Origin of the sequence: Streptomyces sp. NPDC093261 (assembly GCF_044753645.1) — a bacterium.
Taxonomy (GTDB): domain Bacteria; phylum Actinomycetota; class Actinomycetes; order Streptomycetales; family Streptomycetaceae; genus Streptomyces.
In genome coordinates, this window is record NZ_JBIVNO010000029.1 from 68870 (window position 1) to 85211 (window position 16342).

Below are 16342 nucleotides of genomic sequence, written 5' to 3' on the forward strand. Positions count from 1 at the left end.
CGCATTAGGGTGCGCCGACGGACGAACGACAGGGAGGGTGGGATGGCCGGGACGGACGAGGACGCCGTCGCCGCCGAGGACGACGCGCTGTATGTGCTGACGGCGGCTCTGCTGACGCCCGCGCAGTTCCCCAGCGTGCTCGGCGACGACTATCCGGATGCCTGCGCGGCGCTCGACCTGCCGCCCGTGGCCGACGGGTACGGCCTCGTGCTCGGTCAGGACGGCGACGGTGCGCGCTGGACCGTCGTCATCGACGATGTGTCTCTGGTGGCCGTGGCGATCGCCTCCTGGGACTGCGGCATGGAGTACGAGCTGTCGCCGGACGAGCGGACGGTCGTCGCCGCACTGCCGGGGTGGCCGCTGGCGGTGGCCGTCGCGGCACCGGGTGTGCCCGCACCGCACGACCCCGCCCCCGGACTCGCCGACCGCGAGCCGCTCTCCCCGCCGGACACCAGCATCTGGGGCCCGGCCCAACGGCGCCTTGGGGCCGACGAGATCGCACTCCAGTGGACGCTGTGGCGCGATCAGGTCGACGACACCTTCTTCGCATCCGCAGACGGCGGGAAACCGGCCGGGGAGGAGACGCAGAACGCCGGGGAAAGCGGCGACGAGAAGGCCCCGGTCGGCGTCCGCCGTGTCCTCGCGGAGGCGCACGGCTACGTCGACGCTCCCCCGCCACTGGGCCGTATCCGCTCCTCGTTCGCGCCCGGCGACGCGCGCACCCTGCGCGCCGACGGGCCCGGCTGGTCCATGGTGGCCAGAACTGACGACATCGCGTTCGTACTGCTCGACGAGAAGCCCGGCGAGGTTCTCCTTGTGGGCCGTGGCCCGAAGCTGCCCGGACTGCTCGAGGCGCTGGACAAACTGGCGGTCCGCCCGGCCTGAGGCGGGTCAGGGGCCGCCGGAGTAAGCCGGTCGCGACACGGAGGCCCGCGTTGGGTCCTCAGCCCACACGGCCGTCGGTCCCCATAGGGCCCGCACCCATAGCCGGTGGGCTTCCGGGCTCGCAGCATGGGCACCCACCCGGCTCCCGTCCCGTCCCGGAGGCTCCCCATGCGCCTGTCCCGAAGCATCGCGCTCTTCGCCGCCGCCCTGCTGACCTCCGCCCTCACCGGCCCCGCGGCGGCGGTCGGCGGCGGCCACTGCGCACGGCAGGAGCAGGTGCGGGTGCCGGGTTCGGCCCTCCAGCAAAGCGCCTGTCTGGACGACCTGACGACATCAGGACTCGCGGGCACGCCGTATACGGACATGGCCGACCAGGCCGGGCTGACGGCCAGGGCGACCCGCAATCCGTCGGGCGTTCCGGGACTCCAGATCGACGGGTACTTCCCGGACGACTCGTACGTCAACACCACGCACGGCTGGCGGCACGACGCACAGTTCGTGATCCGGCTGCCGGACCGATGGAACGGCGGCCTCATCGTGACGGCAGCCCCCGGCACGCGCAAGCAGTACGCGGCCGACACGGCGATCTCCGACCGCGTGCTCGCCCAGGGCTACGCGTACGCGGCGACCGACAAGGGCAACAGCGGGCCGGACTTCTACCGTGACGGGAGCCGGCCCGGCGATGCCGTCGCCGAATGGAACCGGCGCACGACCCAGCTCACGCTCGCCGCGAAGCGGACGGTGACCGAGCGCTACGGGCGCGCTCCCCGGCGTACGTACATGACCGGCATCAGCAACGGTGGCTACCTCACACGCTGGCAACTGGAGCACCATCCCGAACTGTACGACGGCGGCGTGGACTGGGAGGGCGCGCTGTGGACGGCGGAGGGCCCGAGCCTGCTGACGTCGCTGCCGGTGACGGTGGCCCGGACATTGGGCTCGGCGCGGGACGAGGACCTCTACGCCGCAGGGTTCCCGCGTGGGTCGGAGTTCCTGTGGCCTTACCACGAGACGGCGTACTGGGGTGTCACCCAGAAGATCTATCGCGCCGAGTTCGACCCCTCGTACGACACCGCCTGTCCCGGTGCGTCCGCCGGGTCCACGGCAGAGCAGATCCTTGCTCCCTGCGCCTCGGATGCGGGCTACGACTACGCGGCGCGGCCCGCGTCCGTGCACCGCGCGGTGGCCCGGGTCGCTCTGACGGGGCGGATCGGCAAACCGTTGATCACGCTGCACGGTGACCTGGACGTGCTGCTGCCCAAGGCCACGGACTCGGACGTGTACACGCGGATGGTGCGGGAGAACGGGCGAGGGCCGCTGCACCGCTTCTACACCATCGAGGGCGGCACCCATGTCGACGGGCTGTACGACTCGTATCCCGATCGGCTGCGGCCGATCCTGCCCTGCTACCGGGCGGCCTTCGACGCGCTCACCGCGTGGGTGGAGCGGGGCGACCGACCGCCCGCGGACCGTACCGTCGGCAGGCCCGCGGGTGGCGACGTGGTCGACTCCTGCGCTCTGGCGGGGCGAGCGGCGGGCCGCTAGCCCCTCAGCGGCCGAGTTCCTTGCGTGTCACACGGCGCAGCCTGCGCCGCTGGGAGGGGTCCAGGGTGAGGTACGCGGCCGTGGGGACTCCCAGGATGATCAGGAGGGAGGCCCACCAGGGGAGCCATATCAACAGGAGAAGCCCGACCAGCGCTCCCCCCGCGGCGATCTTCGCGTTCTTCGACATGTGTCGCCTCCTTCGCGGCCAGTGCCGCTCTCTGCTACGAGAACGGGTGCGTCCCACGCGCGGTTCCGGCCACGGCCCTGAGATGCCCCTGAGCGGCACCCCCACTCTTCCCTGAGAAGCCCGCCCCGTCATCCTCAGGCGCCGGCGGGCTGCGCCACGCCGAAGGCCGGTGGCCGCCGTCGCCCCGCCGGGCCGACGCGGCACGCGGCACGCGGCACGCGGCACGCAGCCACCGTGCCGCCGGGCCCGCCGGTCGTTCGGGGCTCCCTCGTGCCGATGCCCGGCCATCGCGCCCGTCCCGAGCGGTCCGCGCCTCATGCACCCGGGGCGGGGTGTCGATCCGATCGACGGGCGCCATCCGGCGTTCACCGAGTCGTCGCCCGGCGTTCGGTACCGGGGCCAACTCTGGCCGCTGTCAACGAACTTGCGTCCCAGGAGGCCCCGATGTCCCCGCATGCAGCCGGTCGACGCCGTGTGCACCGCTCCGTCGCCGCGAGCGTACCGCTCGCGGTCATGGCCGCCCTCGCGGTCTCCGGCACCGCGAGCGCGCACAACGACCAGCCGAAGGTGACGCGCACCGCCACGCTCGGAGACATCCCGCTGGGCGCGTTCAGCAACGCGTTGCTGAAGGGCACGGTGGACGACGACCACGGCATCGACCTCGGTGGGATCGGCAGCGACATCTACCCCGCGGGCCGCAAGGGCGAGTTCTGGACCGTGACGGACCGGGGGCCCAACGGCCAGATCAAGGTGGACGGCAAGAAGCGCCGCACCTTCCCGGTGCCCGGCTTCGACCCGGCGATCGTGAAGATCCGCGTCTGCGGCGACACCGTGAGGGTACTCGACGCGCTACCGATCACCACCTCCTCCGGCAAGCCCGTCACCGGGTTGCCCAACCAGCCGGGCCGGGACGAGGCCCCGTACTCCTACGACGCTCAGAAGGCGCTCGCGTACAACCCGAACGGCCTCGACACCGAGGGCATCGTGCGGTCCGAGGACGGCAGCTTCTGGCTCGTCGACGAGTACGGGCCGTCGCTGATCCACGTCTCCGCGCGTGGGAAGGTCCTCACCAGATACGTGCCCAAGGGGCTGAACCTGGCCGGCACCGACTATCCGGTCGTCGAGGCCCTGCCGTCGGTCCTGCTGCACCGGAAGATCAACCGGGGCTTCGAAGGACTCGCCCAACTCCCCGACGGTGACCTGGTGATGGCCCTGCAGAGCCCGCTCTCCCTGCCCGATGGAGACGCGGGGGACGCCTCGCGCACCACACGTCTGCTGCGCTTCTCCCCGAAGAAGCGGGCCGTGACCGCGGAGTACGCGTACCGGTTCGACCCGGTGGGCGTGGTCGACCCCGGCGAGGACGACACGTCCGAGCTGAAGATCTCGTCCGTGGTGGCCGTCGGAGGCGACCGGCTGCTCGTCGAGGAGCGCACCGACAGGGCGGCCCGACTCCAGCTGGTCCGGCTCACGCGGAGTGCGGACATCCTGGGCGGACGCTATGACGACGACACCACCTCCCCCTCCCTGGAGCAGCTCGACGACCCGGCCGCCTCCGGCGTTCCGGTGCCGGCCAAGCGGCTGGTCGTCGATCTCGGCAAGGTCGAGGGAGTACCCGGGAAGATCGAGGGTGTCGCCCGCGTGGATCACCACACACTCGCCCTCGTCAACGACAACGACTTCGGGATGACGGACGGTTCGGGCGCGTTCGACGCGCAGGGCCGGCTCGTCGACAGCGGCATCAAGACGACGGTGGTGTACGTGCGACTGCCCGAGGGCATCTGAGCCGCGTCGCCGTCCGCCACGCGCGTGTGCTCCGCGCTTCAGGATCCACGCGCGCGTGGCGCACTCGCGCGAAGCGGGCACCGCATCGGCGCCGCCGCTCGCCGCCCGCCCGGCGCGCGCCTGCTCACGGCGTCGCCACGGGGTTCGCGAAGAGCGACTCGATGTCGCTCGGCATGACGCTCGGAAAGCCGCTGGGCAGCTGGGTGGGAAAGCCCGAGGGAAGCTTGGTCGGCAGGCCCGAGGCAAGCCCCGAGGGCAGGGCAGTGGGCAGACCGGAGGGAAGCCCCGAGGGCAGCGCGGTGGGCAGGCCGGAGGGGATGCCCAGGGACGGGGCGGCCGGGCCGCTCGTGCTCCCGCCGCTCCCTGGCGGGGGCTTCTCCCTCGAGGATCCCCCACCGCTGGTCATCACCAGGACCACGACGACGATCCCCACCGCCACGATCACGGCGAGCACGAGGAAAAGCGCGGGGCGGCGCGGGCCGGGCGCTCCGGCCGGCCCCGAAGGCGGCCCGGGCGGCAGTCCGTCACCGCCACCCGACGGCCACTGGCGGCCGCCCCACGCCCCAGGGCCGCCGCCCCACGCCCCAGGGCCGCCGCCCGGCGCCCCGGACCCGCCGCCAGGCGCCGGACCATAGCCCTCGGGCCGTCGGCTCTCTGGGGACACTCCAGAGCCCCACGGCGGCGGACCGTGACTTCCGGGCGGCGGACCGAACCCGCCGTCATCCCAAGGTGGTGTGTCTCCCGGCGGCCGAGGCGGCATGGTCATACCGTCAAGAGTCACCTCGAAACGGCCACGGCGCGACCCCTCCAGGGAAGTTGATGCGGACTCATGTCACGGATGGCACGATTCCGCGTCATTACGCGCGGGTCCCGGCGCGCGCCAAGAGGCCGTCGTGATCAGCCACGGGCGCCGAGCAGATGATCCATGGCCAGCTGGTCCAGGCGCTCGAAGGCCATTCCCCGCACGGCGGCCGCCTCCGCATCGAACTCCTCGAAGGCGCTGCGGTCCGCGAGCAGCGCCTGCAGCCCGTCCGCGGCGGTCGGCTGCGCCAGCTGGTCCAGCCGGGAGGCGCGCAGGGCCTCCCGGACCTCCGGGTCGGCGCGGAAGGCGGCCGAACGCTCCTTCAGGATGAGGTAGTTGCGCATGCACCCCGCCGCCGACGCCCACACGCCGTCGAGGTCCTCGGTCCGCGGCGGCTTGAAGTCGAAGTGGCGCGGCCCGCGGTAGCCGGCGCTCTCCAGGAGGTCGACCAGCCAGAAGGCGGCCCGAAGATCACCCGCGCCGAAGCGCAGGTCCTGGTCGTACTTGATGCCGGACTGACCGTTGAGGTCGATGTGGAAGAGTTTGCCCGCCCACAGGGCCTGGGCGATGCCGTGCGGGAAATTGAGTCCCGCCATCTGCTCGTGCCCCACCTCGGGGTTGACGCCGTACAGCTCCGGGCGCTCCAGGCGCTCGATGAAGGCGAGAGCGTGACCGACCGTCGGCAGCAGGATGTCGCCGCGCGGCTCGTTCGGCTTGGGCTCGATGGCGAAGCGCAGGTCGTACCCCTGGGAGGTGACGTACTCCCCGAGGAGGTCGAAGGCCTCCTTCATGCGGTCGAGCGCGACGCGCACGTCCTTGGCCGCCCCGGACTCGGCGCCTTCCCGGCCGCCCCAGGCGACGTACGTCCTGGCGCCGAGTTCCGCCGCCAGGTCGATGTTGCGGATGGTCTTGCGCAACGCGTAGCGCCGGACGTCCCGGTCGTTGGCGGTGAAGGCGCCGTCCTTGAAGACGGGGTGGGTGAAGAGGTTGGTGGTGGCCATCGGCACGGTCATGCCGGTCGTGTCGAGCGCCTGGCGGAAGCGCTTGATGTGCGCCTCGCGCTCGCTGTCCGAGGACCCGAACGGGATCAGGTCGTCGTCGTGGAAGGTCACGCCGTAGGCCCCGAGCTCGGCGAGGCGCTGCACCGTCTCGGCCGGGTCCAGTGCGCGCCGGGTGGCGTCGCCGAACGGGTCCCTTCCCTGCCAGCCGACGGTCCACAGGCCGAAGGTGAACCTGTCCTCGGGGGTGGGCTGGTAGCTCATGCCGCGGCTCCTTGCTCGCTGAGACTATTTCGTCATGGCGCTTAACAAATTAGTATGCGAGGGCATCCCTGGGAAGAGACGATGCGTCCTCGTACGGGGACTGCGTACGGTGACGAGGGGCGGTCCCCGGGCCGCGCCGGCCCCGGCACGCCCCACCAACAGGCCACATCCCGCGAGCCGCGGAAGAGGGAGAGCCCGATGTCAGCAGCCGATGGTCCGCTTGTCGTCGGGGTGGACTCATCCACCCAGTCCACCAAGGTCCTGGTCGTCGACGCATCGACCGGACGGGTGGTGGCGAGCGGCCAGGCACCCCACACCGTCTCGTCCGGGGCCAGCCGCGAGAGCGACCCCCGCCAGTGGTGGGACGCCCTGTGCGAGGCCCTGCACCAGTGCGGCGAGGCTGCCCACGAGGCCGCTGCGGTGTCCGTCGGCGGCCAGCAGCACGGTCTGGTCGCCCTGGACGCACACGGTGACCCGGTGCGTCCGGCCTTGCTGTGGAACGACGTGCGCTCCGCGCCGCAGGCCCGCCGCCTAATCGAGGAGCTGGGCGGCCCCAAGGCCTGGGCGGAGCGCACGGGAAGCGTGCCCGGCCCGTCCTTCACGGTCACGAAGTGGGCCTGGCTGGCCGAGCACGAGCCGGAGGCCGTCCGCGCGACGGCGGCCGTGCGGCTGCCTCACGACTATCTGACCGAACGCCTGACCGGACAGGGCACCACCGACCGTGGTGACGCCTCCGGCACCGGCTGGTGGGCCTCCGCGACCGAGTCGTACGACGAGGAGATCCTCGCCCTCGCGGGCCTGGACTCCACCCTGCTGCCGCGCGTCGTCCGGCCCGGCGAGGTGGCGGGCACCGTGCGCGACGCCCATGACCTGCCCTTCTCCAAGGGCACCCTGGTCGCTCCGGGCACCGGTGACAACGCCGCGGCCGCGATGGGCCTCGGGCTGCGGCCCGGGACTCCGGTACTGAGCCTCGGCACCTCCGGCACGGTGTACGCCGTCTCGAAGCGGCGGCCCACGGACCCGACCGGCACCGTCGCGGGCTTCGCGGACGCGCACGGCGACTGGCTGCCGTTGGCCTGCACCCTGAACTGCACGCTCGCCGTCGACCGGATCGCCACCCTGCTGGGCCTGGACCGTGAAGCGGTCGAGCCGGGTTCGGGAGTGACGCTGCTCCCCTACCTCGACGGTGAGCGCACCCCGGACCTCCCGCACGCATCGGGCCTGCTGCACGGCCTGCGCCACGACACGGCCCCGGGGCAACTGCTGCAAGCCGCCTACGACGGCGCGGTGCACTCGCTGCTCGGCGCCCTCGACCTGGTGCTCGACGCGGACGCGGACCGCACGGCTCCGCTGCTGCTCATCGGCGGCGGCGCCCGGGGAACGGCGTGGCAGCAGACCGTGCGACGGCTGTCCGGGCGTCCCGTGCAGGTACCCGAGGCCAGGGAACTCGTCGCCCTGGGCGCCGCCGCACAGGCCGCCGGACTGCTGACCGGTGAGGACCCGGCCGCCGTCGCCCGGCGCTGGGACACCGCCCGTGGCCCGGTGCTGGAGGCGGTGGAGCGGGACGAGGCGACCCTGGCCAGGATCGCCGGGGTACTCTCCGACGCGGCCCCGCTGCTGGAGCGGGAGCCGGGCCGGCACTGACGGGATCCGAGGGAGGCATGACCGCACCGCTGCACGAAGCCCATCCGTCCAGCCCCGGCAGGCGGGTCCCCGACACACAGCAGGGCATGCGCCGCCGCAATCTGGCGCGCGTCATGCACACCATGAGCGCCGAGGGGCCCCTGTCCCGCGCCGCGGTCGCCTCGCGCATCGGGCTGACCCGGGCGGCGGTCTCCACCCTGGTCGACGAACTGATCCGGGCGGGGCTGATCGAGGAGCTGGGGCCGGAGCGTCCCGGCCGGGTGGGGCGCCCGGGGTCCGCCCTGGCCCTCAGCGGACGCGGTCCGGCGGGAATCGGCGCCGAGATCGGGGTGGATCACCTGGCGGTGTGTGCGGTGGATCTGCGCGGGAGCATACGGGCACGGGCGGTGCGGCACGGAACGAACCGGGGCCGCCCCCCACGGCCGGTACTCGGCGAACTGACGGAACTGGTACGACAGGTCGTCACCGATGCTGCCGGGGAAGGGTTGTGGCCTGCGGGCCTGGCGGTCGCGGTCCCGGGTCTGGTGGCGCGCGACGCCCGGACCGTGGTCCGCGCCCCCAACCTCGACTGGCACGACGTCGACCTCGGCCCGCTCCTGCCGTCCGAACTGCCCTTGACCGTGGACAACGAGGCCAACTTCGGCTCGCTCGCGGAACTCTGGCTGGGGGACGACACACCACGCGACTTCCTGCATGTCTCGGCGGAGATCGGCATCGGCGGTGCGGTCGTCGTGGACGGACGGCTGCTGCGGGGCACCCGCGGTTTCGCCGGCGAGCTGGGGCATGTGCCCGTACGCCCGGAGGGGCCCAGGTGCGCGTGCGGCGGGCGTGGCTGCCTGGAGCAGTACGCCGGTGAGGAAGCCGTGCTGCGCGCTGCCGGGCTGTCGCCGGGTGAGGACCGCGTGGAGCTGCTGGCCGAACGCGCCGCGCAGGGCGACCAGAACGTACGCCGGGCCCTGCGTGGCGCCGGGACCGCGCTCGGCATCGCGCTGACCGGGGCGGTCAATCTGCTGGACCCCCAGGCCGTCGTGCTCGGCGGGGCGCTGGCCGCGCTCGCGCCCTGGCTGCTGCCGTCGCTGGAACGGGAGCTGGCGCGCCGCACCGCCGGACCCGCATGTGCCGTGACCGTCTCATGTCTGGGGCCGGAGGGACCGCTGCTGGGCGCCGCGCACTCGGTGGTGCGGGCGGTGCTCGACGATCCGGCTGCGGTGGCCCGACAGACGTGAGGGGGTCGCCCGGGCCGCTGTCGCACGGCGCCCCGGCCGGCCCGCCTTCCCTCCAACGGGTGGCGCAGATATCCACAGTTCCGCCGTTGTCCACCGAGGACACCGCGCACCCGCTGCGCGACCGCCCGGCACCGTAACGTGATGCACACACGACGCAGCCGTCGGGCGGCGGTTGCACGCGAGTCGAATCGGGGGGTTCACATGACGGGCGAGACGGTTCACGTCCACACCGGCGACTGCACACGCGGGAGTCGCGCCGCGCGGGGCACGGCCGGACCCACACGCGAGGCACGGCGAGATCCATACCTGATCCCGCGAAACAACGGCCGCACCGAGGCGTTGAGTACACGAGACACGAGATCGATACATTTCGGAACTTCGGATACGAAAGGCGCTCTCTTCGTGGAACGAGCGGAGTCGCAGCGAACCAACTCATGCACCAGCAGACGACGGCTGCTGAAGGGCGCGGCTCTCGCCGCGATCCCCTACGTGCTGCTCCCGCCGGCTCCGGCCCGCGCCCGGCCCCGGTCCGTCGATCACCCCCGCGCCGACTGGCTCTCCGCGGCCCCCACCAACTACACGGCCGCGGACCGGCCCGTGAGCCAGCCGCTGGACCGCGTCATCATCCATGTGACGCAGGCGACTTACACCAACACCCTGGGCATCTTCAAAAACCCCCGGAAGAAAGTGTCCGCGCACTACGTCGTCCGCTCGGCGGACGGGCACATCGCGCAGTGCGTCCGCGAGCAGGACATCGCCTGGCACGCGGGCAACTGGGACTACAACACACGCAGCATCGGCATCGAGCACGAAGGGTGGGTGGAACAGCCCGGATACTTCACGCACGCCCTGTACGAGGGGTCGGCCAGACTCACGGCGGCCATCTGCACGCGGTACGGCATCCCGAGGGACCGAGCCCACATCATCGGCCACTACGAGGTCCCCGGGACGGACCACACCGACCCTGGGCCGAACTGGGACTGGACGCACTACATGAGACTCGTGAACCTCGCCTGACCCGGAAGGCAGCACAGTTGACCGACCGAGCGCAGGGGCACGGGTCCGGGACCGGGGCGGCCCCCGGCCCCAATCGGGTGGATGCCTGTCGAGACGGTTGTCGGCAACCCCGACGGGAGTGACGATGTCCCCGACCGTATCGCCGTCCCGGGAGGCCGCATTGACCGATCCGTGGGTCGCGCTGCAGCCGGGGACCGATCCCGTCGAGCGGGTGCGGGAGCTGCGTCGCGCTCACGAGACGTTCACGGCGGCGGGCACGGTCGCCCGAAAGGTGCGCCCTGTGGTGGCTGACTCGTGGCGGCGTTCGGCGCGGGCGGGTGTCGGGCCGGACGGCACGGCGCCCGTGGAACTGACGGACGGCGACCTCGGCTCCTACCGGACGGAACACCCGCTGGCACGTGTGATGCCGCTGATCCGCGAACTGATGGGCCCGTTCGCGTCGGACGGCGAACATCTGCTGGCGGTGTGCGACGCCCAGGGCAGGCTGCTCTGGGTCGAGGGCGACCCGGCGACACGGCGGCGGGCGGACCGGATGAACTTCGTGCCGGGAGCCCGCTGGGCGGAGTCGGCGGTCGGGACGAACGCACCGGGGACGGCCGTCGCGGTGGACCGGCCGGTGCAGGTGTTCGCGGCCGAGCACTTCATCCGCCGGGTCCAGCCGTGGACCTGCGCGGCGGCGCCGGTCCACGATCCGCGCACGGGCCGGGTGCTCGGCGCGCTGGACATCACCGGCGGGGACGGGCTCGCGCACCCGCACAGTCTGGGTTTCGTCCAGGCGGTGGCGCGGGCGGCCGAGTCCCAGCTGACGCTGCTCTCGCCGACCGAGGCCCCGGCGGACACGGTGGAGCTGACCGCGCTGGGCCGCGATGAGGCGCGGCTGCGCATACCCGGCCGGCAGATCCGGCTCAGTCGCCGCCACAGCGAGATCGTGGTGCTGCTGGCCCGGCATCCGGAGGGGCTCGGCGGAGACGAGCTGCTGTGCGCGCTGTACGAGGACGAGTCGGTGACACCCGTGACGCTGCGTGCCGAGATGGCACGACTGCGCCGAATAATCGGGCCCGGCCTGCTGGCCTCACGCCCCTATCGGCTGACTGCCCCGGTGGAGTCCGATGTCGCGGTCGTGGAGCGTCGGCTGGCGGCGGGGGCGCTCGCGGAGGCCGTAGTCGCGTACCCGGGACCGTTGCTGCCGGCTTCGCTGGCCCCGGCGGTGGCGCTGCTGCGGCGCAGGCTGGCCGACGGGCTGCGGACGGCGCTTATCGCCCGCCGCGACCCCGGCCTGCTGGCCGACTGGGCTCACGCACCATGGGGAGAGGATGATCTGGACGCCTGGCGGGCGCTCGCGGCGGTGCGGCCGACAGCGGCCGTACGGGCGCGCCTCGACGAGCTGGAGTCGGAGCTGGCGGCACCGGCGGGGTGGGCACGTCCGAGGGCATCTCGCGGAGGTGCCGGACGGCAGAGCAGCCTGCCGCCCGGCGCCCCGCGCCCGTACACATAAGGCCCTCGAAGGCCACGAAGACATGAAGGCATGAAGGCATGAAGAAGCGACCAAGCTACGACGCAAAGCCATGAACACCGCGACACCCGCGAGATGACGGCCGGGACGCAACGTACTCGCAACGTCCGCATGCCTAGCCTCGCGCCGAGAGCTGCCCAACGGCGGGCAGCGCTTTCCCGGGAGGCAGACCCGCATGACCCGTTACGCAGCGCCCGGCACCGAGGGCGCGATCGTCTCCTACCAGGCGCGCTACGACCACTTCATCGGCGGCGACTACGTACCGCCGGCCCGTGGCCAGTACTTCGAGAATCCGACTCCGGTCAGCGGACAGCCGTTCACGGAGATCGCTCGGGGCACCGTCGAGGATGTGGAGCGTGCGCTGGACGCGGCACACGCCGCCGCTCCCGCCTGGGGCCGTACGTCGGCGACCGAGCGCTCCGACATCCTCCGGAAGATCGCCGACCGGATGGAGGCCAACCTGGAGAAGCTCGCGGTGGCCGAGAGCTGGGAGAACGGCAAGCCGATCCGGGAGACCCTGGCCGCGGACATTCCGCTCGCCATCGACCACTTCCGCTACTTCGCAGGCGCGATCCGGGCCCAGGAGGGTTCGCTGGGCGAGATCGACGACGACACGGTGGCGTACCACTTCCACGAGCCGCTCGGCGTGGTCGCGCAGATCATCCCCTGGAACTTCCCCATCCTCATGGCCACATGGAAGCTCGCACCGGCCCTGGCTGCCGGCAACGCGGTCGTCCTCAAGCCGGCCGAGCAGACCCCGGCGTCCATCCACTACTGGCTGAGCCTGGTCGCCGACCTGTTGCCGCCGGGTGTGGTGAACATCGTGAACGGCTTCGGCGTGGAGGCGGGCAAGCCGCTGGCCTCCAGCCCGCGCGTCGCCAAGGTCGCGTTCACGGGTGAGACCACGACGGGTCGGCTCATCATGCAGTACGCCTCGGAGAACATCACTCCGGTGACGCTGGAGCTCGGCGGCAAGTCCCCGAACATCTTCTTCGACGACGTCTGGTCGGCGAACGACGACTTCCGCGACAAGGCCCTGGAAGGCTTCACGATGTTCGCGCTCAACCAGGGCGAGGTCTGCACCTGCCCGTCACGGGCGCTGGTGCAGCGGGGCCACTACGCCGAGTTCATGGAGGCGGCCGTCGCCCGCACGGAGCTGATCAAGACCGGCCACCCGCTGGACACGGACACGATGATCGGCGCGCAGGCTTCGAACGACCAGCTCGAGAAGATCCTCTCGTATCTGGACATCGGCCGCCAGGAAGGCGCCAAGGTCCTCACGGGCGGTGAACGCATCGAGCACGACGGCGAGTTGAAGGGCGGTTACTACGTCCAGCCGACGATCTTCGAGGGCGACAACCGGATGCGGATCTTCCAGGAGGAGATCTTCGGCCCGGTGGTGTCGGTGACGTCGTTCCACGACTTCGACGACGCCATCAAGATCGCCAACGACACGCTGTACGGGCTCGGAGCCGGCGTGTGGACGCGTGACGGCAACACCGCATACCGCGCGGGCCGCGCCATCCAGGCGGGCCGCGTCTGGACCAACTGCTACCACGCGTACCCGGCGCACGCCGCGTTCGGCGGTTACAAGGGCTCGGGCATCGGCCGCGAGAACCACAAGATGATGTTGGAGCACTACCAGCAGACGAAGAATCTGCTGGTGTCATACTCGCCGAAGAAGCTCGGCTTCTTCTAGAGGCACGAGGAAAGGCGCCTGACCTGGGGTTTCACCCGTCAGGCGCCCTTCGTGCAACCCGCTCTCGACCGGGCCCGACTTGCGTACTAACTCCCAATTCCTCCCACGACTGCACCCCTCCTGACCAGTGCTTCCGGACCAGTCACGGACCAAACCCCCGGTTCAGCCCTCGGGTACGTCACCTTGACTGACGCGCTGCCACTCGTTCATGGACTGCTCGATGAGACGGTTCGCCTGCTCTCGAAGGCCGTCAAGGAACTTGGCGTAGTGGCGAAAGAGAACCTCGATGCTCTGGCCGGCGCGGCGGGCGCACTCGGCCGGGTCCACTCCGGAGTAGAGCCAGAACGAGATCCCGGCGTGACGGAGATCGTAAGGCCGCTTGGCCAGGCGAGAAGTGCGCTCAGTACGGGTCAGGGCGTATTCCCGGGCCCGCGCCCATGTGATGCCGTAGGCGGCAGCGTCCACGTAGTTGCCAGCCTGGTTCCGGAAAAGTCGACCGTCAGGTGCCACGTCGAACCGATTCACATGGGCACGCAGCATGCGTACGAACTGCGGCGGGATGGGAACAGGCCGCGTCGCGCTTGCCGCGCGACGCTTGAGCGAGTGCACCTCGTGCACCTCACCGTCGTCGGTCCACCCCTTGCCAGACGTGACGACCCCGCCAGAGAGGTTCAGCATGCCCCATCCCGTCTTCGGCAAGTGGCATTGCTCGATCCGAAGGTGGATGACCTCTGCTGGCCGCATAGCCGCGAAGTACATGCAACCGAAGAATGCTTCAAGATGAGGACCCCGCCCCCGCTGGCGAGCAACGGCCTCGAGCAGCCGAAGCACCTGGGCCGGATTGGGAACGGCGGCCGGATCCACCTCCTCACTGACTGCTGGCGCTTGCCACCGGAGCCCTTTGAGGGGGTTTTCTGCGAAGTACCCCTTCTCCACCGCAGTGTTGAGAGCTTCGTTGAACGCAGCCCTCTTGCGTCGGGCTGTTTTAGCCGCAGCCGCCTTGCCGTCCAGCTTGCGGCACATCGCATCGAGGGCCCGCCTCAGAACGTCGGCTTCCGCGAGGGCGCTGACCGGCAGCGAGTTGCGCTTCATCCAGTCCAGCGCATGGAGCCACTCCTCGGTGGGCTCGCACTCCCAAGCTTTCTTGTTGAATGCCCACGAGTACAGGGCACGCCGCAGTACCCGCGGATCGGAATACGCTGCGCCGGGGCGTACCAGGGCGGGCGTGACCGTAGCGAAGGCATCAGCCAGGGTGCGGCGAGTGTTCCCTGGCGTGCGCTCCCATCTTTGCTCGATGTATTCGTGCACCAGGTCGTACCACGTAGTGCGCTGCTTGATGGACCGCAACTCGGATGCTGGCAGACCTGTGTGCTCGTCAAACGGCTCACCCTCGCGCGCGGCTGTCATCAGCTTCGCACGCCGGCTGTCAGCAAGCGCGAACGCGATGAAGGACTCAGACTTCTCTCGCCCGTTAACCGTCCACCGAATCTGGAAAGGCTTGCGCCGGTCGGGGCGCTCACGTATCTCCCAGAAGCGGATGTTATAACTCATCGCCATCCAGGCGTATCCCTTTCACACGCATCCCACCACGCATCCAGATCGGCGCGGCGGCAGCGCAGTTCACCATTGGGCAGCTTGATCATTCGGGGTGCCTGACCGCGAGCGCGCAGGCGATAGAAAGCCGACGGGCTCATCCTGATTTCCGCTAGGACCTCGGCGAGCTTGAGCGCAGGTGGACGAGCCATTGATGTTTCCTCGGATGTTCCAGATATGTCGGCGGCCCAAGCAGCAGTGCTCGACTTGCACCCACTCCGCCGCAACTGATGGGCGAACTCTGTCAGTTACGGGGACTACTGGTCGCCGACATGAAGGGCCATGGTGTCCGAACGGCTCCACCGCCAAGCACAGCCGCTGAGAACACCTCAATGGTCGTCACGATCGCCGGTTTGGCCAACCGCCGATCGTGGTCTATGTTGCGCCCCGCAGGGCAACTCACGGACGATTGCAACGGACGAAACGCAGGGGGCCAATCGGCGCGATCGGAGAACAAGGCCGCGCCGTCCGTCACGAACACCCCGAGTCCGTTGTCAACGCGGTCGCACAAACACAGAGGCACAGCGCCGGGGAGGAGCGGCGCAATCCTCTCGCTCCGATGTGGTCCATACGTTCAGGGCACCAAGTGTCGAGCAGATGGGGGCGTTGAATCGGACCGATCGGAGAGCGGCATTCGACAGGGGTGCTCCTTGGGTCGGGGCCTCCGCGATGAGGCCGAGCAGCGCGAGGTGTCGGACGTCGTCATGGCCGACGTGCAGGTCGGCCTGGAATCCTGAATCCCGCCACTGACCTGGCATTTTCCGGGACGTTGTACGTTGACATATTCCCAGAGGAGGTTCCAGTCCTTCGGGGCTGTTTCTCGTCTGCCGTGGGCGAATGCCGAGCCGCGGGAAGGCCAACCGAAAGACGCAGGGGGCGTTCCGTCGGAGAAGAGGGGCAAGGCGTGCTCCTCCTTCACCTGACTCGGTCGCACCTTGATGTCGATGTGCACGATGCCAGGGACCAGCCCGGACGAGCGGCCGACAACCTCCGAAAAGAAGGCGGCGGAGGTCGCCGGCTACGCTGCAGACATACCAGTGGAGGGCGCAGGCAATTGGGGAGCGAAGTGAAACTGAAGAGCTACAACACCTGAGAGGTCGTTTTCTCCCGATGTTTCATCCCGAAATTGGTGTTTGATTCCGTGATGTCGGGTCGCGCCAGGAGATGGTGGCTTCGCCGGTGAGGCG

Annotated in this window: 13 protein-coding genes; 8 read left to right on the plus strand and 5 right to left on the minus strand. The window is 70.5% G+C overall.

From position 1 onward, the window contains the following. Positions 1-42: 42 nt before the first annotated feature. Together ACIP94_RS35960 and ACIP94_RS35965 are read left to right on the plus strand one after the other, a co-directional pair. Positions 43-885, plus strand: coding sequence for a hypothetical protein (locus tag ACIP94_RS35960; protein WP_402435520.1), 843 nt, complete (start codon positions 43-45; stop codon positions 883-885). 168 nt (positions 886-1053) lie between these two features. Then, complete coding sequence (locus ACIP94_RS35965) at positions 1054-2430, plus strand: tannase/feruloyl esterase family alpha/beta hydrolase (protein WP_402435522.1); 1377 nt, start codon at positions 1054-1056, stop codon at positions 2428-2430. A gap of 4 nt (positions 2431-2434) precedes the next feature. Here the strand turns inward: ACIP94_RS35965 and ACIP94_RS35970 are convergent, their stop codons facing one another. Next, positions 2435-2617, minus strand: a complete 183-nt coding sequence (locus ACIP94_RS35970) for a hypothetical protein (RefSeq protein ID WP_402435525.1) — start codon at positions 2615-2617, stop codon at positions 2435-2437. A gap of 444 nt (positions 2618-3061) precedes the next feature. Between ACIP94_RS35970 and ACIP94_RS35975 the strand changes: the two genes are divergently transcribed. Beyond that, on the plus strand, positions 3062-4399 hold the full coding sequence (locus ACIP94_RS35975; protein WP_402435527.1) for an esterase-like activity of phytase family protein: 1338 nt from the start codon (positions 3062-3064) through the stop codon (positions 4397-4399). A 124-nt stretch (positions 4400-4523) separates the two neighbouring features. On the opposite strand, the gene ACIP94_RS35980 is transcribed toward ACIP94_RS35975, so the two are convergent. Both ACIP94_RS35980 and xylA read right to left on the minus strand, forming a co-directional pair. Further along, a complete protein-coding gene (locus ACIP94_RS35980) occupies positions 4524-4853 on the minus strand; it encodes a hypothetical protein (protein ID WP_402435530.1) in 330 nt (109 codons plus the stop codon). 443 nt (positions 4854-5296) lie between these two features. Then, entirely contained in the window at positions 5297-6463 is a 1167-nt protein-coding gene (gene xylA, locus ACIP94_RS35985) for a xylose isomerase (RefSeq protein ID WP_402435533.1), read from the minus strand. 198 nt (positions 6464-6661) lie between these two features. On the opposite strand from xylA, the gene xylB reads away from it, so the two are divergent. From xylB to ACIP94_RS36010, 5 genes are all read left to right on the plus strand, one after another. After that, complete coding sequence (gene xylB / locus ACIP94_RS35990) at positions 6662-8107, plus strand: xylulokinase (RefSeq protein ID WP_402435536.1); 1446 nt, start codon at positions 6662-6664, stop codon at positions 8105-8107. Between the two features lie 17 nt (positions 8108-8124). Further along, positions 8125-9333 carry an ROK family protein gene (locus ACIP94_RS35995; protein WP_402435539.1) on the plus strand — a complete coding sequence of 403 codons (1209 nt, stop codon included), beginning with the start codon at positions 8125-8127 and terminating at the stop codon, positions 9331-9333. Between the two features lie 402 nt (positions 9334-9735). After that, complete coding sequence (locus ACIP94_RS36000) at positions 9736-10350, plus strand: N-acetylmuramoyl-L-alanine amidase (protein WP_402435543.1); 615 nt, start codon at positions 9736-9738, stop codon at positions 10348-10350. Between the two features lie 124 nt (positions 10351-10474). After that, positions 10475-11845 (plus strand): GAF domain-containing protein, encoded by a 1371-nt coding sequence (locus tag ACIP94_RS36005; protein WP_402435546.1) that lies wholly within the window; start codon positions 10475-10477, stop codon positions 11843-11845. Between the two features lie 193 nt (positions 11846-12038). Next, positions 12039-13562 carry an aldehyde dehydrogenase family protein gene (locus ACIP94_RS36010; protein WP_402435549.1) on the plus strand — a complete coding sequence of 508 codons (1524 nt, stop codon included), beginning with the start codon at positions 12039-12041 and terminating at the stop codon, positions 13560-13562. A gap of 162 nt (positions 13563-13724) precedes the next feature. Here the strand turns inward: ACIP94_RS36010 and ACIP94_RS36015 are convergent, their stop codons facing one another. Both ACIP94_RS36015 and ACIP94_RS36020 read right to left on the minus strand, forming a co-directional pair. Continuing rightward, entirely contained in the window at positions 13725-15119 is a 1395-nt protein-coding gene (locus ACIP94_RS36015) for an integrase (protein WP_073946052.1), read from the minus strand. After that, complete coding sequence (locus tag ACIP94_RS36020) at positions 15110-15307, minus strand: AlpA family transcriptional regulator (protein WP_073946053.1); 198 nt, start codon at positions 15305-15307, stop codon at positions 15110-15112. Before ACIP94_RS36020 ends, ACIP94_RS36015 begins: the two co-directional genes overlap by 10 nt. Between the last annotated feature and the right edge of the window lie 1035 nt (positions 15308-16342).

Excerpts from the sequence above, each read along its gene's own strand:
- ACIP94_RS35960 (WP_402435520.1), top strand. The coding sequence starts at position 43 with ATGGCCGGGACGGACGAGGACGCCGTCGCCGCCGAGGACGACGCGCTG.
- ACIP94_RS35965 (WP_402435522.1), top strand. The coding sequence starts at position 1,054 with ATGCGCCTGTCCCGAAGCATCGCGCTCTTCGCCGCCGCCCTGCTGACC.
- ACIP94_RS35970 (WP_402435525.1), bottom strand. The coding sequence starts at position 2,617 with ATGTCGAAGAACGCGAAGATCGCCGCGGGGGGAGCGCTGGTCGGGCTT.
- ACIP94_RS35975 (WP_402435527.1), top strand. The coding sequence starts at position 3,062 with ATGTCCCCGCATGCAGCCGGTCGACGCCGTGTGCACCGCTCCGTCGCC.
- xylA (WP_402435533.1), bottom strand. The coding sequence starts at position 6,463 with ATGAGCTACCAGCCCACCCCCGAGGACAGGTTCACCTTCGGCCTGTGG.
- xylB (WP_402435536.1), top strand. The coding sequence starts at position 6,662 with ATGTCAGCAGCCGATGGTCCGCTTGTCGTCGGGGTGGACTCATCCACC.
- ACIP94_RS35995 (WP_402435539.1), top strand. The coding sequence starts at position 8,125 with ATGACCGCACCGCTGCACGAAGCCCATCCGTCCAGCCCCGGCAGGCGG.
- ACIP94_RS36005 (WP_402435546.1), top strand. The coding sequence starts at position 10,475 with ATGTCCCCGACCGTATCGCCGTCCCGGGAGGCCGCATTGACCGATCCG.
- ACIP94_RS36010 (WP_402435549.1), top strand. The coding sequence starts at position 12,039 with ATGACCCGTTACGCAGCGCCCGGCACCGAGGGCGCGATCGTCTCCTAC.
- ACIP94_RS36015 (WP_073946052.1), bottom strand. The coding sequence starts at position 15,119 with ATGGCGATGAGTTATAACATCCGCTTCTGGGAGATACGTGAGCGCCCC.
- ACIP94_RS36020 (WP_073946053.1), bottom strand. The coding sequence starts at position 15,307 with ATGGCTCGTCCACCTGCGCTCAAGCTCGCCGAGGTCCTAGCGGAAATC.